Source organism: Martelella sp. NC20, assembly GCF_013459645.1.
GTDB lineage: Bacteria > Pseudomonadota > Alphaproteobacteria > Rhizobiales > Rhizobiaceae > Martelella.
On record NZ_CP054861.1, the window covers coordinates 5,012,656 to 5,039,101 of the forward strand.

General features: G+C 61.7%; 26 protein-coding genes and 1 tRNA gene. 11 read left to right on the forward strand and 16 right to left on the reverse strand.

The window, feature by feature from the left end:
* Positions 1-5: 5 nt before the first annotated feature.
* On the reverse strand, positions 6-473 hold the full coding sequence (rirA, locus tag HQ843_RS23970; protein WP_180900847.1) for an iron-responsive transcriptional regulator RirA: 468 nt from the start codon (positions 471-473) through the stop codon (positions 6-8).
* 163 nt (positions 474-636) lie between these two features.
* Here rirA and HQ843_RS23975 point away from each other — a divergent pair, with 163 nt between their 5' ends.
* Positions 637-1,671, forward strand: coding sequence for a Fe(3+) ABC transporter substrate-binding protein (locus HQ843_RS23975; protein WP_180900846.1), 1,035 nt, complete (start codon positions 637-639; stop codon positions 1,669-1,671).
* Between the two features lie 393 nt (positions 1,672-2,064).
* Here HQ843_RS23975 and HQ843_RS23980 read toward each other — a convergent pair whose 3' ends face one another.
* The 3 genes from HQ843_RS23980 to HQ843_RS23990 all read right to left on the reverse strand — a co-directional run bounded on the left by HQ843_RS23980 (position 2,065) and on the right by HQ843_RS23990 (position 5,580).
* The gene (locus tag HQ843_RS23980) at positions 2,065-3,366 is read right to left on the reverse strand and encodes a polysaccharide biosynthesis/export family protein (RefSeq protein ID WP_246710212.1); all 1,302 of its coding nucleotides are present in this window, start codon (positions 3,364-3,366) and stop codon (positions 2,065-2,067) included.
* Between the two features lie 225 nt (positions 3,367-3,591).
* The gene (locus HQ843_RS23985; protein WP_180900845.1) at positions 3,592-5,235 is read right to left on the reverse strand and encodes a hypothetical protein; all 1,644 of its coding nucleotides are present in this window, start codon (positions 5,233-5,235) and stop codon (positions 3,592-3,594) included.
* A 268-nt stretch (positions 5,236-5,503) separates the two neighbouring features.
* Positions 5,504-5,580, reverse strand: a tRNA-His gene (locus HQ843_RS23990).
* Positions 5,581-5,806: 226 nt separating this feature from the next.
* Between HQ843_RS23990 and HQ843_RS23995 the strand changes: the two genes are divergently transcribed.
* Together HQ843_RS23995 and HQ843_RS24000 are read left to right on the forward strand one after the other, a co-directional pair.
* Complete coding sequence (locus HQ843_RS23995; RefSeq protein ID WP_180900844.1) at positions 5,807-8,653, forward strand: PAS domain-containing sensor histidine kinase; 2,847 nt, start codon at positions 5,807-5,809, stop codon at positions 8,651-8,653.
* Between the two features lie 126 nt (positions 8,654-8,779).
* Positions 8,780-10,399 (forward strand): ABC transporter permease, encoded by a 1,620-nt coding sequence (locus HQ843_RS24000; RefSeq protein ID WP_246710453.1) that lies wholly within the window; start codon positions 8,780-8,782, stop codon positions 10,397-10,399.
* 52 nt (positions 10,400-10,451) lie between these two features.
* Here HQ843_RS24000 and fba read toward each other — a convergent pair whose 3' ends face one another.
* Positions 10,452-11,516, reverse strand: a complete 1,065-nt coding sequence (gene fba, locus HQ843_RS24005) for a class II fructose-bisphosphate aldolase (RefSeq protein WP_180903334.1) — start codon at positions 11,514-11,516, stop codon at positions 10,452-10,454.
* A gap of 232 nt (positions 11,517-11,748) precedes the next feature.
* On the opposite strand from fba, the gene HQ843_RS24010 reads away from it, so the two are divergent.
* Entirely contained in the window at positions 11,749-12,513 is a 765-nt protein-coding gene (locus tag HQ843_RS24010; RefSeq protein ID WP_246710213.1) for a DeoR/GlpR family DNA-binding transcription regulator, read from the forward strand.
* 23 nt (positions 12,514-12,536) lie between these two features.
* Here HQ843_RS24010 and HQ843_RS24015 read toward each other — a convergent pair whose 3' ends face one another.
* Complete coding sequence (locus HQ843_RS24015; protein ID WP_180902049.1) at positions 12,537-13,442, reverse strand: NAD(P)/FAD-dependent oxidoreductase; 906 nt, start codon at positions 13,440-13,442, stop codon at positions 12,537-12,539.
* Positions 13,443-13,600: 158 nt separating this feature from the next.
* Here HQ843_RS24015 and HQ843_RS24020 point away from each other — a divergent pair, with 158 nt between their 5' ends.
* From HQ843_RS24020 to HQ843_RS24030, 3 genes are all read left to right on the forward strand, one after another.
* The gene (locus HQ843_RS24020) at positions 13,601-14,056 is read left to right on the forward strand and encodes an Rrf2 family transcriptional regulator (protein ID WP_180900841.1); all 456 of its coding nucleotides are present in this window, start codon (positions 13,601-13,603) and stop codon (positions 14,054-14,056) included.
* Between the two features lie 94 nt (positions 14,057-14,150).
* Positions 14,151-14,543: a group II truncated hemoglobin gene (locus HQ843_RS24025; protein ID WP_180900840.1), complete on the forward strand. Its 393-nt coding sequence runs from the start codon at positions 14,151-14,153 to the stop codon at positions 14,541-14,543.
* Between the two features lie 2 nt (positions 14,544-14,545).
* Positions 14,546-14,914: a DUF423 domain-containing protein gene (locus HQ843_RS24030; RefSeq protein ID WP_180900839.1), complete on the forward strand. Its 369-nt coding sequence runs from the start codon at positions 14,546-14,548 to the stop codon at positions 14,912-14,914.
* Here HQ843_RS24030 and HQ843_RS24035 read toward each other — a convergent pair whose 3' ends face one another.
* From HQ843_RS24035 to HQ843_RS24050, 4 genes are read right to left on the reverse strand one after another with little or no spacing between them, the layout of a single operon-like run.
* Entirely contained in the window at positions 14,915-15,286 is a 372-nt protein-coding gene (locus tag HQ843_RS24035) for a bleomycin resistance protein (RefSeq protein WP_180900838.1), read from the reverse strand.
* Positions 15,286-15,600, reverse strand: a complete 315-nt coding sequence (locus HQ843_RS24040) for an antibiotic biosynthesis monooxygenase family protein (RefSeq protein ID WP_180900837.1) — start codon at positions 15,598-15,600, stop codon at positions 15,286-15,288. The genes HQ843_RS24035 and HQ843_RS24040 overlap by 1 nt, the downstream gene beginning before the upstream one ends.
* Complete coding sequence (locus HQ843_RS24045) at positions 15,585-15,818, reverse strand: hypothetical protein (protein ID WP_180900836.1); 234 nt, start codon at positions 15,816-15,818, stop codon at positions 15,585-15,587. The genes HQ843_RS24040 and HQ843_RS24045 overlap by 16 nt, the downstream gene beginning before the upstream one ends.
* A complete protein-coding gene (locus tag HQ843_RS24050; protein WP_180900835.1) occupies positions 15,818-16,213 on the reverse strand; it encodes a DUF2325 domain-containing protein in 396 nt (131 codons plus the stop codon). The genes HQ843_RS24045 and HQ843_RS24050 overlap by 1 nt, the downstream gene beginning before the upstream one ends.
* Before the next feature lie 206 nt (positions 16,214-16,419).
* Between HQ843_RS24050 and HQ843_RS24055 the strand changes: the two genes are divergently transcribed.
* Positions 16,420-16,782 (forward strand): SpoIIAA family protein, encoded by a 363-nt coding sequence (locus HQ843_RS24055; RefSeq protein ID WP_180900834.1) that lies wholly within the window; start codon positions 16,420-16,422, stop codon positions 16,780-16,782.
* Between the two features lie 22 nt (positions 16,783-16,804).
* Here HQ843_RS24055 and HQ843_RS24060 read toward each other — a convergent pair whose 3' ends face one another.
* From HQ843_RS24060 to HQ843_RS24080, 5 genes are all read right to left on the reverse strand, one after another.
* Positions 16,805-17,590, reverse strand: a complete 786-nt coding sequence (locus HQ843_RS24060; RefSeq protein WP_180900833.1) for an extensin-like domain-containing protein — start codon at positions 17,588-17,590, stop codon at positions 16,805-16,807.
* A gap of 195 nt (positions 17,591-17,785) precedes the next feature.
* Positions 17,786-19,183: an NAD(P)(+) transhydrogenase (Re/Si-specific) subunit beta gene (locus HQ843_RS24065; protein ID WP_180900832.1), complete on the reverse strand. Its 1,398-nt coding sequence runs from the start codon at positions 19,181-19,183 to the stop codon at positions 17,786-17,788.
* 11 nt (positions 19,184-19,194) lie between these two features.
* Positions 19,195-19,608 carry a proton-translocating transhydrogenase family protein gene (locus HQ843_RS24070; RefSeq protein WP_180900831.1) on the reverse strand — a complete coding sequence of 138 codons (414 nt, stop codon included), beginning with the start codon at positions 19,606-19,608 and terminating at the stop codon, positions 19,195-19,197.
* A complete protein-coding gene (locus tag HQ843_RS24075) occupies positions 19,608-20,759 on the reverse strand; it encodes a Re/Si-specific NAD(P)(+) transhydrogenase subunit alpha (protein ID WP_180900830.1) in 1,152 nt (383 codons plus the stop codon). Before HQ843_RS24075 ends, HQ843_RS24070 begins: the two co-directional genes overlap by 1 nt.
* 100 nt (positions 20,760-20,859) lie before the next feature.
* The gene (locus tag HQ843_RS24080) at positions 20,860-21,078 is read right to left on the reverse strand and encodes an aa3-type cytochrome c oxidase subunit IV (protein ID WP_180900829.1); all 219 of its coding nucleotides are present in this window, start codon (positions 21,076-21,078) and stop codon (positions 20,860-20,862) included.
* Between the two features lie 243 nt (positions 21,079-21,321).
* Here HQ843_RS24080 and HQ843_RS24085 point away from each other — a divergent pair, with 243 nt between their 5' ends.
* From HQ843_RS24085 to HQ843_RS24095, 3 genes are all read left to right on the forward strand, one after another.
* Complete coding sequence (locus tag HQ843_RS24085; protein ID WP_180900828.1) at positions 21,322-22,530, forward strand: MFS transporter; 1,209 nt, start codon at positions 21,322-21,324, stop codon at positions 22,528-22,530.
* Between the two features lie 184 nt (positions 22,531-22,714).
* Positions 22,715-23,293 carry a TRAP transporter small permease subunit gene (locus HQ843_RS24090; protein WP_246710214.1) on the forward strand — a complete coding sequence of 193 codons (579 nt, stop codon included), beginning with the start codon at positions 22,715-22,717 and terminating at the stop codon, positions 23,291-23,293.
* Complete coding sequence (locus tag HQ843_RS24095; protein WP_180900827.1) at positions 23,286-25,043, forward strand: TRAP transporter large permease; 1,758 nt, start codon at positions 23,286-23,288, stop codon at positions 25,041-25,043. Before HQ843_RS24090 ends, HQ843_RS24095 begins: the two co-directional genes overlap by 8 nt.
* Positions 25,044-25,327: 284 nt before the next feature.
* Here HQ843_RS24095 and HQ843_RS24100 read toward each other — a convergent pair whose 3' ends face one another.
* Positions 25,328-26,446 (reverse strand): TRAP transporter substrate-binding protein, encoded by a 1,119-nt coding sequence (locus HQ843_RS24100; RefSeq protein ID WP_180900826.1) that lies wholly within the window; start codon positions 26,444-26,446, stop codon positions 25,328-25,330.

Here is a 26,446-nt window from a genome sequence, read left to right on the forward strand (position 1 = left end):
GCCGATCAGGCCGCTGACTGCTCGGTCTTGCGACTGTCCTCAATATTGAGCAGTCTGAAAATGTCGGGGCGGCGGCGAACGAGATCGTCGATGGTGTATTTTGCCAGAACCGCGAAGAAGGCATTGAGCGCCTCACGGAGCGCGGAATTGAAGCCGCAACTGTCGACCAGCGGACAATCCGATTCGGCCCCGATTTCGAAACATTCCGCCATCGCGAAATTCTCTTCCGTCACCCGCACGACATCGAACAAAGTGATATCGGCTGCGGGCCGGCCAAGGCGGACACCGCCATTGCGGCCGCGCACGGTGGCCATGATTCCGGCCTTGTGAAGCGGCTGGATGATCTTGAACAGGAACAGCTCCGAAACGCCATATGCCTTGGCGATCTCGGGCACGCGGCTCAGCTTTCCCTCATTGGCGGCGCAATACATGAGCATCCGAACCGCATAATTTGTCTGCTTTGTCAGGCGCATACCGTGCTCCTCTTTAGAATGTTTCCACGTTATAGCGCCTTTCCCTCTTTTGAACAATTCCAAAAGAAGAAATTTTCACTCAAGTCTGTTTCACAGAAGCTTGACAGGGGTCGGCTATTACCTGATTACAATACTCAAGATAAGAGACCACAGGGAGAAAGAAATGACAAGACTTTCAGCGATCACCCGTATTTTTGCGACGGTCGGCACTCTGGCGTTCGCCGCGCCGGCGTTCTCTGCCGAGGAGGTCAACGTCTATTCCTACCGCCAGCCGGAGCTGATCGCGCCATTGCTGGAACGGTTCGAGGCGGAAACCGGAATCCAGACAAATGTCCTGTTCCTCGACAAGGGCCTTGTCGAACGCATTCAGGCCGAGGGGGTCAACAGCCCCGTGGACGTCATCCTGACTGTTGATATCGGACGGTTGACCGAAGCCAAGGAGGCCGGCGTCACCCAGTCGGTCGAAAGCGAGCTTATCAATGCCGACATTCCAGCGCAATATCGCGACGACGCCGGCGAATGGTTCGCCCTGACCAAGCGCGGACGCGTGGTCTATGCCTCGAAGGACAGGGTGGGCGACATTCCGATTACCTATGAGGAACTGGCCGATCCGAAATGGAAGGGCGCGATCTGCGTCCGCGACGGCCAGCATCCCTACAATATCGCGCTGATTGCCTCGATGATCGCCCACCACGGAACCGAATATACCGAGGAATGGCTGAAAGGCTTCAAGGCCAACCTGGCGCGCAAGCCGAACGGCAATGACCGCGGTCAGGCCAAGGCGATCATGTCTGGCGAATGCGACATTGCGCTCGGCAATACATATTATGTCGGCCTGATGATGACCAATGAGAAAGACCCGGAGCAGAAGGACTGGGCGGCTGCCATCACCGTGCTGTTCCCGAATGCGGACGACCGCGGCACCCATGTCAACATTTCCGGCATGGCCATGGCCAAGAATGCGCCCCATCCGGACAACGCTCTGAAACTGATGGAATTCCTCGCCTCGCCCGAGGCCCAGGAAATCTACGCCGAACAGGTTTTTGAGTATCCGGTGATGCCTGGGGCCGAAGCCTCCGAGATCGTGCAGTCGTTCGGCGAGATCAATCCCGATACGCTGCCGCTTTCGGACGTGGCGTCGCACCGCAAGCAAGCATCCGAACTGGTCGACAAGGTTGGCTTCAACGACGGCCCCTGAGGCCCGCAAAAAACCGGACGGCGGCAACACGCCGCCGTCTGTTTGTTGAGAAGACCCATACGCAATCCCGGCGTGGCCTCCTTCTCCGCCGTCATTGCGGCCCTGAGCCGGAATCCAGCAAGCGCTAGAGTTTGTCAGGGAAAAGTGGAATCCGGTTTTCCCAAAAAGACAAACGAAAACAAATAAATCTAGAGTCTGTCTGGTTCGATTTGAACCTGACAGACTCTAGTCCCTCGCGCGCAAAAACTCTTCCTTGAAGTTCATCAAAAGAGGTCCTGGATGCCGGCTCGAGGCCGGCACGACGGACGAATTTGAGGGAAGGCCTTGTCGGCAGCCTGCGTTTCATCGTTGCGCGATCAGAGCGAAACGTCGCGCTCCGTCATCCAATCCGGATCAATTCAGGATGCCGTTCGCGGTTCCCAGGATGGAAATCGACGGTAGCACCTGGGAAATCACACGATTCCAGTTGGTGATCGGCTGAGAGGCAACGAAAACGATATCGTTCGGCCGCAACTGCAACTCGGTCGCCAGAAGCAGGTTAGCGGTGTTTTGCGCATCAAGTGACCATGCGGTGATTTCCATCGGGCCGGCGGTCTGCAGAGGGCTCTTTCGCAACAGATATATCCGGCGCGGATTGCCGGTTACCGGCGAAATCCCGCCCTGTTCGAACATCGCGTCCGCCAGACTTGCATAGCGATCGAAGGGCAAAGGCCAGCGGCCCTGGTTCTTCACTTCACCGAAGACATAGACATAGTCGCGATCGACCGCGTCCATGCTCACTCTCGTCTCGAAGATGTCGCGCTGTTCGTCCAGCACATCGCGCTGAAACTTTGCGAGATCGAGCTCCTGCCGGAGATAGCCTTCGGCAAGTTCCACGGAATACTCGCTGTCGACGAAAACCCGGTCGCCGTTCTGCAACAGCACTTTCGGGATGTCGTTCTTGGCGAAAAGTTTCGTGGCCGCTATCTGGTAGGCCTCGCCATTGCGATAGAGCCGCACAGTGGCATAACTCGGATCGGTTGCCTGGATGCCCCCTGCCGCCGTGATCGCCTCATCGAGATAGAGCGGCGTCAGCGTGATCGGCGCCAGTTGAGGATTGCCGACAGCGCCACCCACGGATACGCGTTGCGAATTGAATTCGGCGATCTCAAGATTGAAGGTCGGGTCGATCTGGCTCGCAACCAGCTTCTGGAACAGGGCGGACTGAGCTTCCTGGAGCGTCATGCCCGCGATATTGACGCGCCCCACGGTGGGGATCGCAATCGCGCCGTCATCCTGGACCGTGTAGCCCTGGCGGGCGTTCTGCGCCGCCAGCAGGCCGTTGATCTCGTTTATCGCAGAGTCGGCGTTGGGCGTCGCCAGAAGCACAACATCACCGACCCCGATGCGATAGGATTTCGGTTGCTGGAGAGGCGGCAATTTGGTCGCGATCGGGCCGGGTCTCGCCTGCGGCTTGTAAGCGGAAATCTGCGGGACGGCCGAGCCATGGAGGGTCGCCGTCTGATCGAACACCGAAGGCAGAGACAAGGGTCTATAGGGCGTGAGGGCGTTCGCAAGCAGCACATTCTGGCTCGTGACCGGCACCACCTTCACGGACGAGCTTTCGCCCACGACCGGGCGCACTTCCGACACATTGTAAATGGCGCTGCAGCCGGAAAGCAGCACGGTCAGACAAATGGTTGTTACAGCACGCACTTAGAAATTCTCCGAATTGCCTTGTTTTTGCTCTGGCATTCGAGCCTTCTGAACACATGCATCTGGAAACGCACTATTACGCTTTCGGGATACGCGCGAACAGTTGAAAATGAATTAAAAACCGATCTACCTCAACAAGCATATAAAAAGATTATAACCCGGACTGCCTCCAACCGACTTGCAGGCACCCGTTAAAATATCGCATTCAAAACGAGTGGGATGACTTTAATACGCAAAACGTAAAGTGAGTCCATAGCGGGCCTCATCCTGAGCGAGCATTGTTCCAACTCCATGCAGACCTGTTGCATTTGTAACATAGGCGTCGGCACTGAACGGCGTGTTTGGAAGCGCGTAGCGCACTCCACCCGCCCAGACCGGATCGCCCTCGTCAAGGTCCACTGTAACCTCGCCGATCAGTGCCAGATCGCGCACCGGACGCACCGTCACGCCGCCGCCAATCGCTTTCAGGCGTTCGTCGCCATAGGCCGCGAACTTCGATTCGAGCGCAACGGAGACTGTATCCGAAAGGGCAAGGTTCGCCGGAAGAGACGCGTAAATAACGCCGACCGTCGGCTGGTTGAAGTCCCGGCCTGCAAGGACCTGCCCCGCAAGCGAAAACAGGTCGCCGTAATTCTGGTCCATCAGCCGCAGCTTGCCGCCAACCATGTACGACCACTCATCCGACCAGGGGCTGAGCGCATTTCCGGCAACGCCGCCGCCCGGATATTGCGAGAAGATCGCGTCAAGCTGCAGATCCTGATCCGGGCTGAAGCCGAGATGGACGTCCATGAAATCCCGGTTGCCGATCCCGGCCTCCGCAAGGATACGGTGCGGGGTGAGCGTATTGGCGCTGGTCAGCGTCAACCCGTCAATCTGGCGCGCCCGTTCGAGGTGGGTCACCGGGCTCAGCATATCCACCCGGTAGCTGTCGAAATAGACATCCCGGGTCGCCACTCCGACCCATGGCGTGTAACTCAACCTTATCCCGTAGGCGATGTCATCGTCATTGCCGGGAAAGGCCAGGATACTGGTCGCCGGCGTCTGTCCCCAGCCATTGGTCGCGAAGATATCCACGGCCGCCTTGGGCGTCACCGCAAATTTGACCCCGGTCATCCACACCGGCGTGACCTCGAACCCGCCGGAACTCGAAAGGCCGTTGCCATCCGTGCCGTAGGGCAGCATGACGGTCGCATAGGACTGAAGGCCGGTGATCGGCTGCCAGGTGAGCCCCGCGCCGACATAGGGAATGGTGCCGTAATAGGGCACGCCGTTGACGCTATCCGGCAGAAAAGAAACCCCCGGCGTGACGTGCAGCCGAAGACTGTCCGTGACCGTCAGGCTCATCGGCAATTGCAGGCTGCCGGCCATCTCCCAATTGCCGTTCGCCTCGTTGCCATAAAGATTGCCCGAGAGAAAAATAGTCTCCAGCGATCCGGAAGCAGCGATCGAAAGACCGTAGCTGTCGACAAGTCCGAGCTTCAAACCGCCGCCGCCGGCAAGGAAGGTCAGGTTGGCATTGCAGGCCGCCGTCCCGCAAAGCGGCGGATCGTCGAACACCTGGCCGAACGCGCTGACCTGAAGCCAGTCGGCAACGGCCCAGTCGCCGCGCAGATTGTAGACTTCCGTGCCCGTCCCGGCCCCGGCACCGGTCTGATCGAAGCCGACCTGCAGATACACAGCGCCACGCGGCAGAAGATAACCGGTCTCGAAACTCGAATAGTTGGAAGCCATCATCTCGATCGGAGTCTGATCGAGGAACAGGGCGCCCGGCCCTTCCAGCAATTGCGCTGATGCCGGCTGTGCGCCGGCGCACAGGACCGCTGCGGCCGAAAGGCCAAGTCCCGTGAAATAAGCGGTCAGGTTGGTCATACTATCTGTCAACCGCCAGGCCCCGGCCGAAAATGTCTCTGAAATCGCCGGAACCATAGATCATCGCCATGACGTTCACAAGCGCTCGCAAGGCTCTTCATGTCATTGCAGAGAGCATAAACATGCTGCAAGGCCTAAGATGACAGGGATAAGACGGTTTGTTCACGATAACCAAAGTAGCTGTTAACGTTAACTTTGTATTATCTGCGACGCACCGGGAGGGCAATGACGCCGGCGACGCCCGGAATACAGAATATAAAGAAGGGAATGGTACGGTTGGTGGGAATCGAACCTACGACCTCAGGTGCCACAAACCTGCGCTCTAACCAACTGAGCTACAACCGCCCAAGGGCGATGCGTGATGCATCGCGGCCCGTTTAAAGTGCCTGAACCGAATTTGCAAGCCCCAACGTGTCCTCCCTCAAAGATTCAAACAGCCGTGCGCCGAACATTAACCGTGCAGCGCGAAAAACCTTGCCTCGATCTGGACCGCTTTCGTTATTATTATTAAAAAAGCATTAACAGGCGGCGCCCACGCGCCTGGCCGACAACGCGAACCGGACTGCAGTTCATGAGCATCCCGCCCTTCATCGCCTTTGCATCGCACCCTGCCCTGCGCCAGCGATTCCTGGAGGCGCGGCCCATGCTGGTATTCGACGCTCCCGATGGCGCGATCGTGTGGGCCAATGCCGCCGGAGCCCGGCTTTTCGGTTATCCCGCGACAGACGCGGCGATCGGCGCTGGCCTGGCCGATCCGATTCTCCGGCGTCAGTTCACCGCCGCCGCCGACAGGCTGCTGGAACCTGGCGATTGCGAAAACCTCACAATTCACCTGACGCAGCGGTTCCGGCGGGTGGCGACGACGGCGATGGCGCGACTGTTCGTGCTTGCCGGCAAACGCTATTTCCTGCTGGAATGCGAGGCCGATGGCCAGGATGACGCAAGCCTCGTGCAAGGACCGCAACATCTGGCGCTCGTGGATGGCGACGGGCGGATCACGCTCAAATCCGACGAATTCGCCGCTACCGGTGTTAATGAAGACGATATTGCCGAAATCGCCCTGAGCCTTTCGAGGCGGGCTGACAGCTATATCGAGCGACTGGTAACCAACGACGCCGGCATCTGGCCGGTGGCGCTGGGACGGCTTTCCAGCACGCCCGACCTGTTCCTGCTCGCCGTCTCCCCCGATCTTTCGGCGGAACTCAGACCGCATGTGCGGCCCGAACGCCTCGAACCGGCCGCACCACAGCGATCGGCGCGCGACGCCATCGCCGCCATTGACGAAAGCCTTGGCGCGCTGATGGAGGCAAGGGTGGGGCAGCCCGCAAGCCCCGTGGTCAGAAAGCAACCCGAGCCGGCATTGCCCGGGGAAGCACCGGCCGACGCTGTCTTGGAAACAGCGCTTCCGCTCCGCTTCGTCTGGCGCACGGATATCGCCGGGCGGATCGTCGAAACCTCCGGGGAACTGGTCGAGGCCGTCGGCGCGGAAACCGGCGCGATCTCCGGCCTCACCTTCGCCGAGATCGAATCGCAGCTCGGCGTCAAGGGCGCCGGCGCGATCGGCGACCTGCTGCAGACGACGGAAACATGGTCCGGCCGCAGCGTCGAATGGCCGCTCAGCGACACCAACATGGTCGTGCCGGTCGATCTCGCGGCCCTGCCCACCTTCACCCGTGAGCGCCGGTTCGATGGTTTTCGCGGCTTCGGCCTCGTCCGGCTTGGCGAACAGCGGGAGGCGCCGCGGCCGGTCCGGACGCAGGAGACAAAGCAGGCCGACAACCCGAAAACGCTGACGGCGGACGAGCGCCATGCGCTGGATGAGATCGCAAGCCAGTTGCGCTCCGCAGCCCCTGCCGAGGATATAGAACCGAAAGCGCCGGAGAGCGTGCCCGCCGGCCCGGTGATCCGGCGCACGACCGCACCTCTCGACAAACCCGAAAGCGCGCCCGACACGTCCGCATTCGATCGCAGTGAAAACCCGATCGTCATTCAGGCGGGAGAGCGTGTCCTCTACGCCAACCCCGCGTTTCTGGCGATTTCCGGCTATGGCTCGCTCGACGCGGTGATCGCGGCCGGCGGAACCGATGCCTTTGTCGAGCGCGGCGGCGACGACCGGTTGTTCCTGCGCACGGCCGACGGCGACAGGCTTCCGGTATCGTTCCACATGCAGGCGATCACCTGGAACAATGGCCGGGCGCTCGCGCTCACATTGCGTCCGGAACACGAGAATGCGGTTTCCCTTGAAACGCCTGTAGCTGGCGCCGCGCCAAAGCAGGGGAGCGAAGCAGCGCCTGCCAAGGACGCCGAGGTCGCCGAACTGTCCTCGATCCTCGACACCGCCACAGACGGCATATTGATCCTGGACGGTGAGCGGAAGCTGCGCTCGCTCTCCGCCTCGGCCGCCGCTCTGTTTGCGACCGACACGGCGGAAGTCGCGGGCAAATCGGTCGATATCCTGTTCGCCGAGGAGAGCCACAGCGATATCAGGATGCATCTCGACCGCCTCAGCCAGCGGCCGGCCGGCGAGATTGCCACGGAGGGGCTGGAAGTGATCGGCCGGGAATCGGGCGGCGGGCTGATCCCGCTTTACGTGACGCTTGGCCCGCTGCCGCAATCGGACGGAATCTGCGTGGTGCTGCGCGATATCACCGCGCTGAAGCGCCGCGAGGACGATCTGCGCGCGGCCCGGCGCGAGGCGCGCCAGGCCGAGGATGACCGCGAGGCGTTCATCTCGGCGCTGCGCTATGAGGTCCGCCAGCCGATCGAAGCGATCGTTTCGCTTTCCGAAACCCTGGATCACCAGCCGTTCGGCGCGATCGGCGATGCCCGCTACCATGGAATTGCCCGGGAAATAGCGACCAAGGGCCGTCATGCGCGCGGCGTGATCGGGCGGCTTCTGGGTGAGCCGGAACCGGAAATCGCTCCGCCCCCGGCGGAACCCGAAACAAAGCCCGCCGGGGATAAGGCAACGCGCATCAACGACGCCGTCGCCGAAGCCGTCAGCATGGTGCAGCCGCGCGCCAACAGCCGGCGGATCATCATTCGCGCCGCCCTTTCGTCAAGCGTCGCCACCACCACGGGCTCCCCGGAGCCGCTCCGGCAAATCGCGCATGAACTGCTGCTGGGCGCGGTTCAGTTTACGCCGGCGGGCGGTCAGGTCGTGGTTTCGACGGCGCTGACGACGGACGGCGGCACGGTCCTGCGTTTCCGCGACAATGGCATCGCCCCCTCGCGCCGGCGCGTCGGCAATGGCGGCGCGCGGACGGAACAGGCCGCGCCTGAGAATACGCATCTGGAAAACGCCCGCAGACTTGCCGAAAGCCTCGGCGCGCGCCTGGTCGTTCAGGCAGTGCCGAATGAAGGCATGCTGGTCGAGGTTTTCCTGCCCGAGCGGCAGGCCCGGCCGCTGCATTATTGAGAGCGCGGGGCGTATTGCCCGGGACGGATTGAGACCGTAAGAACGGTCATCACAAATCGGCTTGCCGGAAGGCCGCTGCCCATGTCCGCATCAGATATCAGCAACACCACGCGCGTTCGTCGGCGGATGGCGTTTGCGCCGCTCCCCTTGGCGGCGGGCGTGATCTGCGCGCTGATGCTGCTGCCGCTTGCCGCGATCGTCTGGCTCGCCTTCACCTCCGATCTTTCGGCGATTTCACATCTGGCAACGACGGTGCTGCCGGGTGCAGCCCGGCGGACATTCTGGCTGCTGGCGCTGAACGGCCTCATCACCGGAGTGGTGGGGGTCATGACGGCATGGCTGGTGGTGTCGTTCAGCTTCCCCTTCCGACGGGCGCTCTCGGTCCTTCTGGTGCTGCCGCTCGCCATGCCGATCTATCTCGCCGCCTATGCCTTCGGCGAGTTCCTCGATTTCACCGGCCCGGTGCAGACGCTTTACCGCTCGGTCTTTGGCTTTCAGAGCGCGCGCGACTATTATTTCCCGGATATCCGCTCGCTCGGCGGCGCGGTGCTGGTGATGACGGCGGTGCTCTATCCTTATGTCTACCTCACCGCCCGCGCTGTATTCGCCATGCAGGGGCGCAATGCGGCGGAGGTGGCCCGCACCCTCGGCGCGGGGCGTTGGCGGGTGTTGTGGCGGGTGCAGTTTCCGATGGCCCGCCCCGCCATCATTGTCGGGCTGACGCTGGTGATGATGGAAAGCCTCAACGATATCGGCGCGGTGCAATATCTCGGCGTCAATACGCTGACCTTCTCGATCTACGAGACCTGGCTGAACCGGGGCGATCTGGGCGGGGCGGCGCAGCTTTCGGCGATCATGCTGGCCTTCGTGCTGGCGCTGATCATGCTTGAGCGGCTGGCGCGGCGAAACCAGCGTTACGCCTCGGCGCGCGCGAGCGGCGAGGCCGCCCGGCAGCGGCTCACCGGCGCGAAAGCCTGGACTGCGACCGTCAGCTGCATGCTGCCGGTCGTCATCGGCTTTCTGGTCCCGGCGCTGGTGCTGCTCGATTTCGCGCTGAAGCGGCTGGACGATTTCGCCTCCGCGCGCCTGCTCGATGCCCTGATGACCAGCATCACCGTGTCCGGGCTGGCCGCGATCGCCGCTGTCATCTTCGGATTGACGATCGCCTACGCCGTCAGAAGCCATGCCTCGCCGAGGACCCGCGGTTTCGCCCGCCTCGCCTCGCTCGGCTACGCCATTCCGGGAACAGTGCTGGCGATCGGCGTGCTGATACCGCTTGCCGGGTTCGATAACGGCGTGGATGGCCTGATGCGATCCTCGTTCGGGATTTCGACGGGGCTGGTTTTGTCAGGCAGCGGCTTTGCGATCGTCTATGCCTGCACCGCACGGTTTCTGGCGATGGCCGAAGGCAGCATCGATTCCGGCTTCCAGAAACTCTCGCCCAATCTCGATATGGCCGCGCGCACGCTTGGCCGGCCGCCGATGAAGGCGCTGTTTTCCGTGCTTCTGCCCAATATGCGCCCGGCGCTGTGGACCGCGGCGCTGCTGGTGTTCATCGAGACGCTGAAGGAGCTTTCGGCGACGATCCTGCTCAGACCGTTCAACTTCAACACGCTTGCAACCCTCGTCTACGAGGATGCCTCGCGATCCCAGGTCGAAAGCGCCTCCGTGCCCGCGATCATCATCATTCTTGCGGGACTGGTCCCGGTGCTGCTGGTGTCACGGTCGATGGAACGGCGAGACTGATCCATCTTCCTCTCCCGGCCCTTCCCCTGAGGAAAAGACCGGAGAAGGCATGTTACCCGATCTTCGGCGCCAGCGAGCCGCTGGCGTAGCGTTTGGCCATTTCCGACATCGGGATCGCCTTGATCTTGTCGGCGTGACCGGCCGTGCCGAAGGCTTCGAAGCGTTCGACGCAGAGCCTGGTCATCGCCTCCATCGCGGGTTTCAGATATTTGCGGGGGTCGAATTCGGACGGGTTTTCGGCGAACACCTTGCGGATCGCCCCGGTCATGGCCATGCGGTTGTCGGTGTCGATGTTGACCTTGCGCACGCCATGCTTGATGCCGCGCTGGATTTCCTCGACCGGCACGCCCCAGGTCGGCTTCATCTCGCCGCCATATCTGTTGATGATCTCCTGAAGCTCCTCCGGCACGGAGGATGAGCCGTGCATGACCAGATGGGTGTTCGGCAGGCGGCGGTGGATCTCCTCGATCACATCCATTGCCAGCACCTCGCCATCCGGCTTGCGGGTGAACTTGTAGGCCCCGTGGCTGGTGCCCATGGCAACCGCCAGCGCATCGACGCCGGTGTCCTTCACGAACTGCACCGCCTGTTCGGGATCGGTCAGAAGCTCTTCGCGTTCGAGCTTGCCCTCGAAGCCGTGGCCGTCCTCCTTCTCGCCCTCGCCGGTCTCCAGCGAGCCGAGCACCCCGATCTCGCCCTCGACGGAGGCGCCCGCCCAATGGGCGAAATCACAGACCCGCTTCGTGATGCCGGCATTGTATTCGTAGGAGGCCGGGGTCTTGCCGTCGGCTTCCAGAGAACCGTCCATCATCACCGAGGAAAAGCCGTACTGGATGGCGGTCATGCAGGTGGCTTCGCTGTTGCCGTGGTCCTGATGCATGACAACCGGAATATCGGGATAAAGTTCAATCAGTCCTTCGATCAGCTTGGCCAGGATCAGGTCGTTGGCATAGGAACGCGCGCCGCGGCTTGCCTGAATGATCAGCGGCGACGCCGTCTGTTTCGCCGCGGCCATGATCGCGAGGCCCTGTTCCATGTTGTTGATGTTGAAGGCCGGAACGCCATAACCGTATTCGGCCGCGTGATCGAGTAACTGCCGCAAGGTAATCCGGGGCATCGCCAAGTCTCCTGTGATCGAGCGCCGCCTTTGTCGGCGGCCCATCAAAATGTTCCTCAGCCACCCGATTATGGCAGCTTTGTTTTCTGATGATAGGAGGTGCGACGAAAATAACAATATCATTTTACAAACAACATATTAATTGTTATTTTAATCGTTATAAAATGTGATATGTATCATAGACGGCGGTGTTATATCTAAAACACCCGAACATTGGGACATGGAGAGGCCGGTGAAAGCCGATGAAAGACGGGCGGCGATGATGGCGCTGCTGATGGAAAAGGGCACCGCAGGCGTCGATGAGCTGAGCCTTCGCTTCCATGTTTCGAAGATGACGGTGCATCGCGATCTGGATGAACTCGAGGCCTCCGGCCAGCTCCGCAAGGTGCGCGGCGGGGCTTCCGTGCAGTCGTCAGCGATGTTCCAGGCGGATTTCCGCTATCGCCAGAAGATGGCGGCCAACGAAAAAGCGCGGATCGCCGCGCGTGCGGCAGCGCTCGTCGAGCCTGGCATGACGCTGATGATCGATGATTCGTCGACGGCGGCCAACCTGACCGAGCATCTGACCCACCGCCTGCCGCTGACTGTGATTTCGAACAATCTGAGTGTGATTTCACAGCTTGCCGGCGTTGCCGGCATCGAACTGATGGCGCTGGGCGGCCAGTACAGCCGCAAGTTCAACGGATTTTTCGGCCTGCTGACGGAGGACGCGCTCCGGGGGCTGCGCGCCGATATCGGCTTCATCTCCGCATCGGCGATCTATGAGGGCGCGGCCTTCCACCAGGACCCGGAAGTCGTGCAAACCAAAAGGCTGGTCGTCAAAGGCGCCGAACGGCGCGTCCTGCTGGCCGATCACACCAAGTTCGGCCGCCCCGGCCTGCATTTCCTGACCGGGCTCGAAACCTTCACCGCAGTGTTCACCGGATCGGAACTGGCCGAGGAGCATCGCGGCGTATTGCAGGAAAAAGGCGTTGCGCTGCATTGCGTTGCGCCTTGATCCACGCCCTACCCGCAACCCGCTCAGTGTGAGCCGAACAGCAGCGAACGATGCACGCTTGCGCCGGCGAGATTGCCGTCACCCACGGCGAGCGCCACGGATGCCATCGGGCGAGCGGCATCGCCGCAGGCAAACACGCCCGCCTGGCTGGTTTCCTTCATCTCGCCGGTCCGGATCACCGCCCCGATCGGCCCCTCTTCGAAATCAAGGCCGAGGTCGCTCGCGATCGGACTGGCGACCTCGAACCGCGCCAGGGCGAACAGGCCGGCGAAGGGCAGAACCCGCCCACCCACAAGCCGAACGTCGGCGTGACCGGCAATCGCCTCGATCGGGCCGCGCTCGATCGTCACGCCGCGCGCCGCAAGGCTTTGAAGCTGGTCGTCATCCGGCTCGAAGGCGTTGTTGAGGAGCAATGTCGTGGGGCCCCAATCCGGCAGCATAAGCGCCTGATGCAGCGAAAGCGCCGAGCCGGCAATCACACCGATCTCTCCCTGGTTCAGCTCGTAGCCATGGCAATACGGGCAGTGAAACACCGCCCTGCCCCAGCGTTCGGCAAGGCCGGCGATATCGGGCATGATATCCCTGACGCCGATTGCCAGAAGCAGCCGGCGCGCCAGATGCCGTTCCCCCTTGGCCGTGACCGCAAAGCGCGCCTCGGTACCTTCGTCCGGCTCCAGGCGTACCGCACTTTCGGCCCGGGCCGAAAGCCAGCTTACCGTGCTGTACTTCATCACCTGGGCGCGCGCGTCGGCGGCGATGACGGCGGGATCGGCGCCGTCATTGGTGAGAAAGCCATGCGAGTGGCTTGAAAACCGGTTCCGCCGCTGCCCCTCATCGATGACAAGCACGCTGCGCCGGGCGCGGCCGAGCTGCAGGGCGGCGGAAAGACCGGCATAGCTTCCGCCGATTATGATCACGTCGTGAATGATAGCATTCATGGGATAACCTTTCATATCTCGACACAACATAAGTTACATAATTTACGCGAGTCAAGGCTCTCGAAACTTTTGTTGTGACGTGACTTGCTGACCGTGGTAGGAGAAAACGGCAAGGCGATCTCGCGAGCATCACCCAAAGGAGAGACATCATGCGACAGGACAGCCGGCTCTCGCGCATGCTTCATGTTCTGATCCATATGGGCCGCTATGACGGCGTCATGACCTCCGACATGATCGCCGGCATGCTCGACGCCAATCCCGTGGTGATCCGCCGCACCATGGCGGGGCTGCGCGATCAGGGATATGTGCGCTCCGAAAAGGGCCATCGCGGCGGCTGGACGCTGGCAAGACCGCTTTCCGAACTGTCGCTGCTCGACATCTACCGCGCCGTGGGGGAGCCATCGGTATTCGCCGTCGGCCCCGCCTACGACATGCCGGGCTGCCCGATCGAGCAGGCGGTTAACGCGAAACTGAAGGATGTGTTCGACGAGGCGGAGCAATTGCTGCTCAGGCGTTTTTCCGGCATGACCCTGGCCGATATCGCCGATGCGTTTCCGGCCGGTTCTCCGGACGGCAGCCCCGCCACGGGAGAGCGTTGCAGTTGACCACAGCCAACGCGGTTGACGCGCACGGGTCTGTTGACTACGCCTTCGACGGAAAAGCAGAGATCGCGGATATAGGTTTATGCAGGACGACCAGATGAACGCGCGCGAAACGGTCACACTTTACGAGGCCATAGGGGGGGCCGACGCCGTCGCACGGCTCGTGCACCGTTTCTACGAATTGATGGATACCCTGCCGGAGGCCGCGCGCTGCCGCGCCGTCCATCCTGCCGACCTATCGGGTTCGGAAGCGAAATTTCGCGACTACATGACCGGTTATCTCGGCGGACCACCGGTTTATGTCGAAAAACACGGGCATCCGCGCCTCAAAATGCGCCATATGCCGGCGCCGATCGGGCCGGAGGAGCGCGATGAGTGGCTGCTGTGCTTCCGCCGGGCGCTGGAAGAGACCGTGCCCGATATCAGGCTGCGCGCGGTGATCATGCCGCCGATCGAGAAACTCGCTTATCACATGCAAAACAGGAGTTGAGGATGGCAGGCCTTGCGCTTTCATCACGGATATTGCTTTTCTGCGGAGGCCTCACTGGCGCAAGCGGTGTCATGCTTGCCGCCGCCGCCTATCATGGCGACAGCGCCGTGCTGCAATCGGCCGCCCTCGTCTGTCTCGCCAACGGCCCGGCGCTGCTGGCGCTCGCGATGCTGGCCATGCGCACCGCCGTCGCGACTGCGTCGGGGATATTGATCGCATTCGGAACGCTGCTGTTTGCAGGCGACATCGCGGCGCTCGCCTATATGGGCTCGGATCTTTTCCGCATGGCGGCCCCGGTTGGCGGAACCGCGATCATAGCGGGCTGGCTGATGGCCGCACTCGCCGCGCTGCTGCCGGCAAGCCGCGACTGACTATTCCTTTACATCGTCCGGAATGCGGCCGAAGCGCAGCAGATTGCCGTGCGGATCGGAGATGTAGAATTCCTTCATCCCCCATGCGCGCTCGGCAAAGCCCTGCGGATGGAGGATGTCGCGCATTTCGTACTCGGCATAAAGCGCGTCGATGCCGCCGCCGCGGATATAGACCGATGTCCGTTCGCAAAGCGATTTGTCGTCGGTCAGCCAGAAATGCAGTTCCAGTCCGGGTCGGCGCAGGATGAGGTAATTCTCATGCTCGTGCACCACTTCCGACAATCCGAGCTTTTCGGTGTAGAACGCCCTGGTCTCGGCAAGATTGACCGAAGGGAGAACAGGCAGAACCGTGATTTCCGTCGGATCGCTCATCACGCGCCCTCGACTGCATTGAAGCCTTCGAAAACCGGCGGCCCGAGATATTCCGCCTTGCGTTCGCCGGCATTCCTGTGGGCATCGCGAAACTGCTCGGATCTGGTCCAGTCGGTGAACGCCTCCTCGCTCTCCCACATCGTATGCGAGACATAGAGCGTATAGCCGTCGTCGGCGAACTGCCTGCCCTTCAGGAGATGGAACGAGATAAAGCCGGAAAGTTCCGCGAGCCGGGAATCCCGGCCTTTCCAGATGGCCTCGAACGCCTCCTCGGAACCGGTCGCGACCTTGAAGCGGTTCATTGCGATATACATTGTCTTACCTCTATCGTTTTGTCTTCAACCTGATGACGCCAGGCGGCGAGGTCTATCACAGTACCGGTTCCGGAAATCCCGGCACGGCGACGCCGCCGTTGCGCAAAGGGGACAACCGCCGCGCCGGCGCGCATCGGGCCAAAGCGGTTCACCAGCATGCCGGCAGCATCGGTGCTGTGCAGGCCGATCAGGCGAACCCCATCGATATCACATATCATCAGGTCTTGCGCTCGTTCATGCTCTGCAGCGCGCGCTCGAGCGACGATTTCGAGCCGTTGCGGAGCGGGATGAACGCCTTGTTGAATTTCTTGCAGCCGGATTTGACGCGGACGCAGGCATCGTGGCTGATACAGTCGATCGGGCAGAACACGCAATCGACGGAGGGCAGCACCCGGTCGATTCGCGACACCGCCTCGCGCAGGCCGCCATCATGGTGGATCAGTTCCGCGCCATAACCATCGGCTACCGCGCGCAGATGAGCGACCTGACAGTCGCGCCCGCCGACATAAAGAAAACTGCGGCCGGAAAGGCCGTCCGGCGCGTCCGCTACCCGCGTCACCTCCCCGGATTTCTGTTCGGACCGAGCCGCTTTACGCCGGTTTTTCTTCGCCATGAATGCCTCCTCAACAAGGGGAATTTCGCAATGTCGCGGCGAGCATATAAAACATGATTAAAAAGGTAAAGTTTAAATATGATAGTTCTACTCATGTTTTTGATCGTGGTCCGGTTGCACGGATTACAAATCGGCAATCCTGCTCGGTGGCGCTTTTAAAGTTGCGGTGGCCGCGTTACAACATGGGGCAAAATCGGAGGGATTCCATGCTTGAGAAAATCGAAAACCTGCCGGACACCATGATCGGCTTCACGATTCACAAGGCGCTGAGCGCCAATGATTACCAGAACGTCCTGCTTCCGGCGCTCGAAACCCAGAGCACAAAGGGCGGCGGGCTGCGCCTGCTTCTGGTGACCGGCTCGGATTTCGCCGGATCGGATGTCGGCACCGCGATCGGCGGCCAGCCCTTCCGCCGCTCCGAACCGCTGGAATTCAAGAGCATCGCGATCGTCAGCGCCAACAAGGGCTTTACCCAGGCCGTTCAGATGTTCGGCATGCTGTTCCATGCAGAGGTGAAGGTCTTCGACCCTGACAAGCAGACAGAAGCCATTGCCTGGCTCGCGAGTTGATTGCGCGACCGGAAGCAGCCGCCTACCGGCAGTAGCGGTAGCCGCCGTTGCGCTCGATCACGTCGAGATGCATGTGGTCCTGATGGGTCGCATCGCTGCCGGGTGACAGCACAGTCATGAAATAGAGGCACGCCGCTGCGCTGACGGTGCGCTGGAAGGCGCCTGTGGCGCTGCCGTCCTTTGTGCGCGGCAGCATCTCCACCGTGGTGCCATCCGAAAAGGAGAGGCTGCGAACATCGACCGCATTGCCTTTGGCATGCTCGGAGATTTTGGCGCCGGATACGCCGTTGCGGCCGCGGCAGACATAGGCCGAGGCCTGCTCGACGCCGACCAGCCGCGCATCGGCGGAAAGCGCGATCTTCGCCGTCGGCTCGACATAGGCCTTCGCCCATGTGGCAAGCGCGAGCGCCGTCTTGCAGCGCATCGTGCCCTCGGGCGAAAGCTCCACCCCTTCCATAACCGCAGTGACCTTCAGCGGCCGCGCCATGCCGCAGGCCCCCTCCCCGTCGATTGGCGCGAGCACGTCGAACTGCGCTCCGAGCGCGGTGAGCGCCGCCGTGCAGCGGAGAAATTCGCCCTCGTCCTCCTCGGGCGGCTTGGGATCTGGCGGCGGCGGGTTCTCGGCGCGCTCTTCAGGCATGGGCGGCTCGTCCGGCAGGTCTTCCCCGACCTTCTCGACCGCCTCTTCCTCCGCCGCTTCGTTTTCTTCCGCAGCGGGCTTTTCCTCCGTCACCGGCGCCTCCACGGCAGCCCCGCCATCCGGACGCTGCTCCGGCACCGGCGGATTTTCGGGAAGATCGAACGCCATCAGGCAAAATGCCATCGCTGGGATGAGAGCGACGGATAGGGGTTTCCTGAAATTGGCCACGTACTGTCCTCGGTTGATGTTGCCTCTGGACAACGTGCGGTGGTGCCGCGCGGTTCCGCAAGGGCGAACGCCCAGCAAAAAGCCCCGGCGAAAACAACCGCCGGGGCTTAAACATTCTCAAAGACCAGGCACTGCCTATTCGAAGGCCTTGACGATGTCCTCGGTCATCTTCTTGGCATCGCCGAGCAGCATCATCGTGCCGTCCTTGTAGAACAGCTCGTTGTCGATGCCGGCATAGCCGGAGCCGAGCGAGCGCTTGACGAACAGGCAGGTCTTGGCCTTGTCGACGTCGAGGATCGGCATGCCGTAGATCGGCGAGGCCTTGTCGTCGCGCGCCGCCGGGTTGGTGACGTCGTTGGCGCCGATGACATAGGCGACGTCGGCCTGGGCGAATTCGGAGTTGATATCCTCAAGTTCGAACACCTCGTCATAGGGCACATTGGCCTCGGCGAGCAGTACGTTCATGTGCCCCGGCATGCGGCCGGCGACCGGGTGAATGGCATATTTCACCTCGACGCCCTTCTCCTTCAGCTTGTCGGCCAGTTCACGCAGCGCGTGCTGGGCCTGGGCAACAGCCATGCCGTAACCCGGCACGATGATCACCTTGGAAGCGTTTTCCATCAGGAAGGCGGCGTCGTCGGCCGAACCGGTCTTGACGGAGCGATCGGTATCCGACGCGCTGGCGGCAGCCCCGCTATCGCCGCCAAAGCCGCCGAGAATAACGGAAATGAACGAGCGGTTCATGCCCTTGCACATGATGTAGGACAGGATCGCGCCGGACGAGCCGACCAGCGCGCCGGTGACGATCAGCGCCATATTGCCGAGCGTAAACCCGATGCCGGCAGCCGCCCACCCCGAATAGGAGTTCAGCATCGACACCACGACCGGCATGTCGGCCCCGCCGATCGGCACGATCAGCAGAACGCCGAGCGCCAGCGCCAGAATGACGATCAGCCAGAAGTGAACCGGATTGGCCGTTGCCGACAGCGACACGATGAACAGCACCAGCCCGGCCAGAAGCGCGATATTGATGATATGGCGTCCGGGCAGCATGATCGGCTTGCCGGACATCCGCCCATCGAGCTTCAGAAAGGCGATGATCGAGCCGGTAAAGGTGATGGCGCCGATCGCCGCCCCGAGCGAAAGCTCGATCAGGGCTCTGAGATGGATATCGTCCGGCGTGCCGATGCCGAAGCTTTCCGGCGAGTAGAGCGCCGCCCCCGCCACCAGCACCGCCGCAAGACCGACGAGCGAGTGAAAGCCCGCGACAAGCTGCGGCATCGCGGTCATCGGAATGGTGCGCGCGACATAGGCGCCGATACCGCCGCCGATCGCGATCGCCAGAACGATCAGGATCAGGGCCGGAAAATCAGGCTTTGCCAGCAACAGCGTGGTGACGATCGCGATCCCCATGCCGACCATGCCGTAAAGGTTGCCCTTGCGGCTGGTGGAGGGATGCGACAGGCCGCGCAGCGCCAGAATGAAAAGCACCGCGGAGACGAGAAACAGCAAGGCTGCGAGATTGACAGACATTGTCTATGGCCTCACTTCTCTTTTTTCTTGTACATCGCCAGCATGCGCTGGGTGACGAGGAAGCCGCCGAAAATATTGATCGAGACCAGGATCAGGGCAACGAAGCCCATGCCGGTGGCGATACCGCTTGCCGAAAGGGCAACCGAGAGCAGCGCGCCGACCACGATCACCGAGGAGATCGCGTTGGTGACGGCCATCAGCGGGGTATGCAGCGCCGGCGTCACCGACCACACCACGTAATAGCCGACGAAAATTGCGAGCGCGAAGATCGCAAGCTGGAAGACGAAGGGATCGATGACCCCGCCGGTCACGCCATGGGCGAGCGAGGCGAGCGTCCCGTCCTCGAGATTGCCGAGCGCGCTCCTGGCGTGTTCCAGCGAAAGCATCGCCTGATCGATCGAGCTATGAACATCATCTAACGGCATCAGACCTCTCCCCCGGCGGGCTGGCCGCCGAATTTCGGATGAACGAGCGCGCCCTCATGCGCCAAAAGCGTGGCGGCGACGAGTGCGTCTTCCCGGTTGATTTTCAATGCGCCGGTTTCCTTGTCGACCAGCGTTTCGAAGAAAGTCAGAAGGTTCTTGGCGTAAAGCGCCGATGCGCTGGCGGCGATCCGTCCCGGCAGGTTCTCATAGCCGATCACGCTCACGCCATCGACTTCCGTGACTGTGCCTGCAACCGCACCCTCGATATTGCCGCCGCGCTCGACCGCAAGGTCGACGGCGACCGAGCCAAGCTTCATCGACGCCAGCATCTGACGGCTGACAAGCCGGGGGGCGGGGCGGCCGGGGATCAGCGCGGTGGTGATGACGATATCCTGCTTGGCAATGTGCGAAGCCACCAGTTCGGCCTGCTTGGCCTGGTATTCGGCCGACATTTCCTTGGCATAGCCGCCGGCGGTTTCCGCCGCCTTGAACTCGTCATCCTCGACCGCGATGAATTTCGCGCCGAGCGAGGCGACCTGTTCCTTGGCGGCGGGACGCACATCGGTCGCCGAAACCACGGCGCCTAGACGGCGCGCGGTCGCGATCGCCTGAAGGCCGGCAACGCCGGCGCCCATCACGAAAACGCGTGCGGCCGGCACCGTGCCCGCCGCCGTCATCATCATCGGCATTGCGCGGTCAAACACTGCTGCGGCCTCGATAACGGCCTGATAGCCCGCAAGGTTTGCCTGCGAGGAAAGCACGTCCATCGACTGCGCGCGGGTAATGCGCGGCATAAGCTCCATCGCGAACGCGGAGATGCCCTTCTCCGCCATCGCCGAGAGCGCATCCTCATGGCCGTAGGGATCCATGGTTGCGATCACGACAGCGCCGCTCTTGTAGCCGGAAAACTCGGGTTCCGTGGGCCGGCGCACGCGGAAGACGACATCGGCATTGGCCGCAGCCTCCGGACCGGCGATCTCGGCGCCCGCCGCGCGGAACGCATCGTCGTCCATGCGCGATTTGAGACCGGCGCCGCTTTCGACGATGACGTCGAAGCCGAGACCCTTCAGTTTCTTGACCGTATCAGGAGAGGCGGCGACGCGGGTTTCCGCGTCCGCCGTTTCCTTCGGTACGAATAGTGTCTTGCTCAAGACATGCTCCCAGATTGAAGTCGGAACGGACGTCAGGCGTCACCGGCGCGCCGGCAAACCGACACGCCCTATTCCGCAGAAAAGCGATTTTTCAAGGCTTTCAGCGCAGGATAACGTAGCCAAGCGCGCTAATGACGATGAAGATAATCAGGCTGCCGATGAAGCCGAAAGGCCCGAGCAGCCCGGCCGCCATGGCCGCCATCAGCGCGATCAGATGGATAGTGCCGTACTTCGTGCCATTGACGAACATCTTGTAGGTTTTGGCATGTTCCGAAAAATCCGCCTCATCCGCGGGCTGGGGCATTTCGACATTCTGCATAGACTTCCCTCCTTTGCGGCGTCACCGCGATCGCCGCCGTCTCCGGCCGGCCAAACTCCCTCGGGGCTTTCGATTATCATACCTTGTTTCACGCTTTCAACAACGCCGTCGGAAAACTCCGCCCATTCAATCGATTATTGATGAGGACAGACAATTGACAGCACTTATTTAGGTTGATATCAACTTATATAATTCGACCGGCCTTTCCCGCCGGTCCTGACGGAGCACGGGAGGCCTGGTTTAATGCTGAACGTCCATTATCGCTGGGTCATGGTAGCCGCCGGCGCCGTAATTGGCTGTCTCGCCATTGGCGCGATATTCTCGCTGCCGGTATTCCTGAGGCCGATGGCGGAGGCGACGGGATGGTCGACCACCGGCATTTCCGCAGCCATGACCATCGGGTTCATCACCTCGGCGCTTGCAAGCATGATCATGGGTACGCTGTCAGACCGGATCGGCCCGCGACCGGTGGTACTCGCCGGCAGCGTCGCGATGGTTGCTGCCCTCCTCCTCGCAAGCGTGAGTTCCAGCCTGCTGGCCTTCCAGGCAAGCTTCGGCCTGGTCTCCGGACTTGCGATCGCGGCGCTGATGGCACCGATGATGTCTTCGATCGTCGGCTGGTTCGATACCCATCGCTCGCTCGCCGTATCGCTGGTTTCGGTCGGCTTCGGCGTCGCGCCCATGACGATGTCGCCGCTCGCCGCATGGCTGGTCGAGGGGTATGACTGGCGCACCTCGATGCAGATTATCGCAATCGTGGTGGCGGTGCTGATGCTTCCCGCCGCGATGCTGATCCGTCGGCCGCCGCAGGTTGAGGCGGCGATGCCCGGCATGGCCGGCACCGAACCGGAGATCACGGTTGCCGAGGCCATCCGCTCGCCGCAGTTCATCGTGCTCTGTCTTACCAACTTTTTCTGCTGCGCCACCCATGCCGGGCCGATCTTCCACACCGTCAGCTATGCCGTGACCTGCGGCATTCCGCTGATGGCGGCAGTTTCGATCTATTCGATCGAAGGACTTGCCGGACTAGGCGGACGGGTGGTCTTCGGTATTCTCGGAGACCGGCTGGGGGCCAAGCGGGTATTGGTCGCGGGTCTTCTCGCCCAGGCCTTCGGCGCGCTTGCCTATGCCTTCGTTCGCGAACTTGCCGGCTTCTACACCGTCGCCGCGCTCTTCGGCTTCATCTATGCTGGCGTAATGCCGCTCTATGCGGTGCTGGCGCGTGAAAACTTCCCGCAGCGGATGATGGGCACGGTGATCGGCGGCACCGGTCTTGCCGGCGGTCTCGGCATGGCGCTCGGCCCGCTTGCCGGCGGCCTGATCTATGACGCCTTCGCGACCTATACCTGGATGTATGTCGGCGCCTGGGGCATGGGCATCGGCGCCACGCTGATGGCGCTCACCTTCCGCTCCCGCGCGAGCCGCGACCCCGCCGTTCCGCAGCCCGCATGAAGTGGCGCTTCGAAGGACGGATACGATCTGTCCTTCCGCCCTTCAGCAATAAAACTGCGGCTGGGCGCTGATTTTCTGCCCAAAACTTCCAATTTCGGGCCGTTTTCAGCCCGTATTGTACCAAAGGCATGTTGCGTGGCCTTGACAACTTCCATTAAGGAGGTCGGACGGTTTGGAGGCACCCATGCGACCACTCATAATAATAAGCCGGACAATCGACAGGCTGAATGAATTCATCGGACACTCGGTGTCCTGGCTACTTCTGGTAGCGATCCTGGTCAGCGCCGGCAATGCGGTCAGCCGCAAGCTGTTCTCGCTGTCCTCGAATGCCATGCTGGAATTGCAGTGGTACCTCTATGGCGCCGTTTTCATGCTGGCCGCCGCATACACGCTGCTGAAGAACGAGCATATCCGGATCGACATCCTGTCGTCGTCATGGTCCAGGCGGACCCGCGACTGGATCGATCTCGTGCTCCACATCGCCTTCCTGGTGCCGTTCGCATCGATGATGGTCTATCTGTGCTGGCCGTGGTTCTGGCGTTCGTTCTTCTCCGGCGAGCACTCGACCAATGCCGGCGGGCTGATCCTGTGGCCGGCGAAATCCTTCATCCTCATCGGCTTCATCCTGCTTCTGCTGCAGGCCTTCTCCGAGATCATCAAACGGATGGGCGCACTTTCCGGCCATATACGGGAAGACGAGGCGCTTTATGCCGATGCCGGCAATGCCGCCAACATGATGACCGAGGACCGGCCGCATGATTGATCTTGTCGCGCACAACCTCGCCCCCATCATGTTCGTTTCCGTGATGGCGATGCTGCTTCTCGGCTATCCGGTGGCCTTCACGCTTGCCGCCGGCGGCCTGATCTTCTTCGTGCTCGGGGTCGAGTTCTCCTCGATCTCGCCGGAAATCCATCTGTTCTGGCCGCTGCTGCAATCTCATCCCGATAGGTTCTTCGGCGGCATCATGTCGAACGAGACGCTGCTTGCCGTTCCGTTCTTCACCTTCATGGGCATCATCCTCGAGCGTTCGCGCATGGCCGAGGACCTGCTCGACACGATCGGACAGCTGTTCGGCCCGATCCGCGGCGGGGTTGCCTATGCCGTGGTTCTGGTCGGCGCGCTGCTGGGCGCGACAACGGGCGTGGTCGCAGCCTCGGTCATGGCGATGGGCCTGATCTCGCTGCCGGTGATGCTGCGCTACAGCTATGACCGCTCGTTCGCCACCGGCACGATTGCCGCCTCCGGCACGCTGGCGCAGATCGTGCCGCCCTCGCTGGTGCTGATCGTCATGGCCGACCAGCTCGGCCGTTCCGTTGGCGACATGTATATCGGCGCGCTCTACCCCTCGCTGATGGTGATCGCCGCCTACTGCCTTTACGTTTTCATCACGACCCTGATCCGCCCGAAGGCAGCACCGGCCATGCCGGTGGAGGCGCGCACGCTGGGCAGCGGCGTCACCTCGCTGTTTGCGATGATCGCGGTTGCGGCGGCACTCTACTTTCTCGGCTACCACGTTCTGTTTACCGCACTTGACGAGGCCTGGCGGCTGGTGGCGGCGCTGTTCTTCGGCGTGATCGCGATCTATCTTGCAGCACTGGCCAATGACCGGTTCAAGCTCAACATCCTGTCGCGGCTTTCCCAGCAGGTCATCATCGTGATGGTGCCGCCGCTGGCGCTGATCTTCCTGGTGCTCGGCACAATCTTCCTCGGCATCGCAACGCCCACGGAAGGCGGCGCCATGGGCGCCACCGGCGCGCTGGCGCTGGCGGTGGCCAAGGGACGCCTGAATTTCACGGCGCTGAAGGCAGCCCTCGACAGCACCACCAAGCTTTCCGCTTTCGTGATGATGATCCTGATGGGCGCACGCGTCTTCAGCCTCACCTTCTACGGCATCAACGGCAATGTCTGGATCGAGGAACTGCTCACCGGCCTGCCGGGCGGAGAATACGGGTTCCTGATCGTGGTCACGATCATCATCTTCATTCTTGGCTGCTTCCTCGATTTCTTCGAGATCGCCTTCATCATGGTGCCGCTGCTGGTGGCGCCCGCGCAGGCGCTCGGCATCGACCTGATCTGGTTCGGCATCATTCTGGGGCTCAACCTGCAGACCTCGTTCCTGACCCCGCCCTTCGGCTTCTCGCTGTTCTACCTGCGCTCAGTGACGCCGGCCGGCGAGTGGCAGGACAAGGCGACGGGAAGGATGATGCGCGGCGTCAGAACGCTGGAGATCTACAAGGGCATCGTGCCGTTCATCATCATCCAGTTCCTGGCGATCATGGCGGTGATCTTCTTTCCCAAACTGGTCACCCACTACCAGGATGACACCGTCCGGGTCGACCCGAGCACGGTCCAGATCGAAATGCCGTCGTTTGGCGAAAGCTTCGACAGCGGCTTCGGCGGCGAAAGCAGCGAACCGTTCGCGCTCCCGGACTTCGGCAGCGGCGACCAGCCCGCGGACGGCGGCTCGAACGACTTCAACCTCGACAGCCCGCCGGATCTGAATTTCAATTGACGGACATGACAAACTCCGGAATTAAAAGGCGCCGGCGTTTGTTTTTTTCGTACAACCCATCAGCAAACCAATCTCCCCCCTTGAGGGGGAGATGCCCGACAGGGCAGAGAGGGGTGAACCCTTTCCGAGAGCACGGCATTTGCGGCTTATGCCCCATACCCCTCTCTGTCGCTTTCGCGACATCTCCCCCTCAAGGGGGGAGATTGGAGTATCGTGTGGTCAGGCATTAGAAAACCCCGGAAGCGCCGGCCTCCGGGGATCGCTTTTCAAAAAACACTTTTACCTTACGCAAGCGGCTTGATCTGGCCGGCGTTCTGCGCGGCCATCATGAACTGGTCGTAGCGGAATTCGCAGGTCTTCAGCCAGCCATAGGCGTCGTTCTTGTATTCGGTCTGATCGTTGTAGATCTTCTTGAACGTCGCGTTCTGGGCGCCAAGCTCCGCATAGACTTCCATCGCGGCATTGTAGCAGGCCTGCATGATGTCGGTGCTGAAGCCCTTCATCTGCGCGCCATCGGCGATCAACTGGCGGATCGCGACCGGGTTCTTCACGTCATATTTCGCCATCATGTTGGTGTTGGCAAAGGCGCAGGCATCATCGAGCGCTGCCTGGTAATGCTTGGGCAGGCCCTGATACTTTTCCTTGTTGAAGAAGGCATGAATGACCGGGCCGCCTTCCCACCAGCCGGGATAGTAGTAGTATTTGGCGACCTTGTAGAAGCCGAGCTTCTGGTCGTCGTACGGACCGACGAATTCGGCGGCGTCGATCGTGCCCTTTTCCAGCGCCGGATAGATGTCGCCGCCGGCAAGCTGCTGCGGCACGACGCCGACCTTTTCCATCACCCTGCCCGCAAGGCCGGCGATACGCATCTTCAGGCCCTTGAGGTCGTCAACCGTGTTGACTTCCTTGGAGAACCAGCCGCCCATCTGCGCCCCGGTATTGCCTGCCGGAAGACCGTAGACGCCGTAGCCGTCAAAGAATTCGTTCATCAGCGTGTTGCCGTTGCCCTGATAGAACCAGGCATTCGAAAGCCGCGCGTTGAGCCCGAAGGGAATGGCCGTGCCGATCGCGAATGTCGGGTCCTTGCCCCAGAAATAATAGGAGCAGGTATGCGCCGCTTCGACCGTGCCGTCCTGCACGGCATCGAGCGCCTGCAGGCCCGGCACGATTTCACCGGCGGCATAGCACTGGATCTCAAAATTTCCGCCGGTGGCAGCACCGACGTGATTGGCGATATCCTCCGCGCCGCCGTAAATCGTATCGAGCGATTTCGGGAACGACGACGTCAGGCGCCAGGTGACTTTCGGGTTCTCCTGCGCGATGGCGGGTGCGGCAAGCGCGGTCGCGGCGGCAGCGCCGACGCCACCCGCTCCGACCTTTTTCATAAAGGAACGACGGTCCAT

Excerpts from the sequence above, each read along its gene's own strand:
- HQ843_RS24040 (WP_180900837.1), bottom strand. The coding sequence starts at position 15,600 with ATGTATATCGCAATGAACCGCTTCAAGGTCGCGACCGGTTCCGAGGAG.
- HQ843_RS24000 (WP_246710453.1), top strand. The coding sequence starts at position 8,780 with ATGGCGTTTGCGCCGCTCCCCTTGGCGGCGGGCGTGATCTGCGCGCTG.
- HQ843_RS24020 (WP_180900841.1), top strand. The coding sequence starts at position 13,601 with ATGCGACAGGACAGCCGGCTCTCGCGCATGCTTCATGTTCTGATCCAT.
- HQ843_RS24055 (WP_180900834.1), top strand. The coding sequence starts at position 16,420 with ATGCTTGAGAAAATCGAAAACCTGCCGGACACCATGATCGGCTTCACG.
- HQ843_RS24085 (WP_180900828.1), top strand. The coding sequence starts at position 21,322 with ATGCTGAACGTCCATTATCGCTGGGTCATGGTAGCCGCCGGCGCCGTA.
- HQ843_RS24090 (WP_246710214.1), top strand. The coding sequence starts at position 22,715 with ATGCGACCACTCATAATAATAAGCCGGACAATCGACAGGCTGAATGAA.
- HQ843_RS23975 (WP_180900846.1), top strand. The coding sequence starts at position 637 with ATGACAAGACTTTCAGCGATCACCCGTATTTTTGCGACGGTCGGCACT.
- HQ843_RS24080 (WP_180900829.1), bottom strand. The coding sequence starts at position 21,078 with ATGCAGAATGTCGAAATGCCCCAGCCCGCGGATGAGGCGGATTTTTCG.
- HQ843_RS24100 (WP_180900826.1), bottom strand. The coding sequence starts at position 26,446 with ATGGACCGTCGTTCCTTTATGAAAAAGGTCGGAGCGGGTGGCGTCGGC.
- rirA (WP_180900847.1), bottom strand. The coding sequence starts at position 473 with ATGCGCCTGACAAAGCAGACAAATTATGCGGTTCGGATGCTCATGTAT.
- HQ843_RS24065 (WP_180900832.1), bottom strand. The coding sequence starts at position 19,183 with ATGTCTGTCAATCTCGCAGCCTTGCTGTTTCTCGTCTCCGCGGTGCTT.
- HQ843_RS24035 (WP_180900838.1), bottom strand. The coding sequence starts at position 15,286 with ATGAGCGATCCGACGGAAATCACGGTTCTGCCTGTTCTCCCTTCGGTC.
- HQ843_RS24050 (WP_180900835.1), bottom strand. The coding sequence starts at position 16,213 with ATGGCGAAGAAAAACCGGCGTAAAGCGGCTCGGTCCGAACAGAAATCC.
- HQ843_RS24070 (WP_180900831.1), bottom strand. The coding sequence starts at position 19,608 with ATGCCGTTAGATGATGTTCATAGCTCGATCGATCAGGCGATGCTTTCG.
- HQ843_RS24030 (WP_180900839.1), top strand. The coding sequence starts at position 14,546 with ATGGCAGGCCTTGCGCTTTCATCACGGATATTGCTTTTCTGCGGAGGC.
- HQ843_RS24060 (WP_180900833.1), bottom strand. The coding sequence starts at position 17,590 with ATGGCGTTCGATCTTCCCGAAAATCCGCCGGTGCCGGAGCAGCGTCCG.
- HQ843_RS23985 (WP_180900845.1), bottom strand. The coding sequence starts at position 5,235 with ATGACCAACCTGACCGCTTATTTCACGGGACTTGGCCTTTCGGCCGCA.
- fba (WP_180903334.1), bottom strand. The coding sequence starts at position 11,516 with ATGCCCCGGATTACCTTGCGGCAGTTACTCGATCACGCGGCCGAATAC.
- HQ843_RS24045 (WP_180900836.1), bottom strand. The coding sequence starts at position 15,818 with ATGATATGTGATATCGATGGGGTTCGCCTGATCGGCCTGCACAGCACC.
- HQ843_RS24025 (WP_180900840.1), top strand. The coding sequence starts at position 14,151 with ATGAACGCGCGCGAAACGGTCACACTTTACGAGGCCATAGGGGGGGCC.
- HQ843_RS23995 (WP_180900844.1), top strand. The coding sequence starts at position 5,807 with ATGAGCATCCCGCCCTTCATCGCCTTTGCATCGCACCCTGCCCTGCGC.
- HQ843_RS24095 (WP_180900827.1), top strand. The coding sequence starts at position 23,286 with ATGATTGATCTTGTCGCGCACAACCTCGCCCCCATCATGTTCGTTTCC.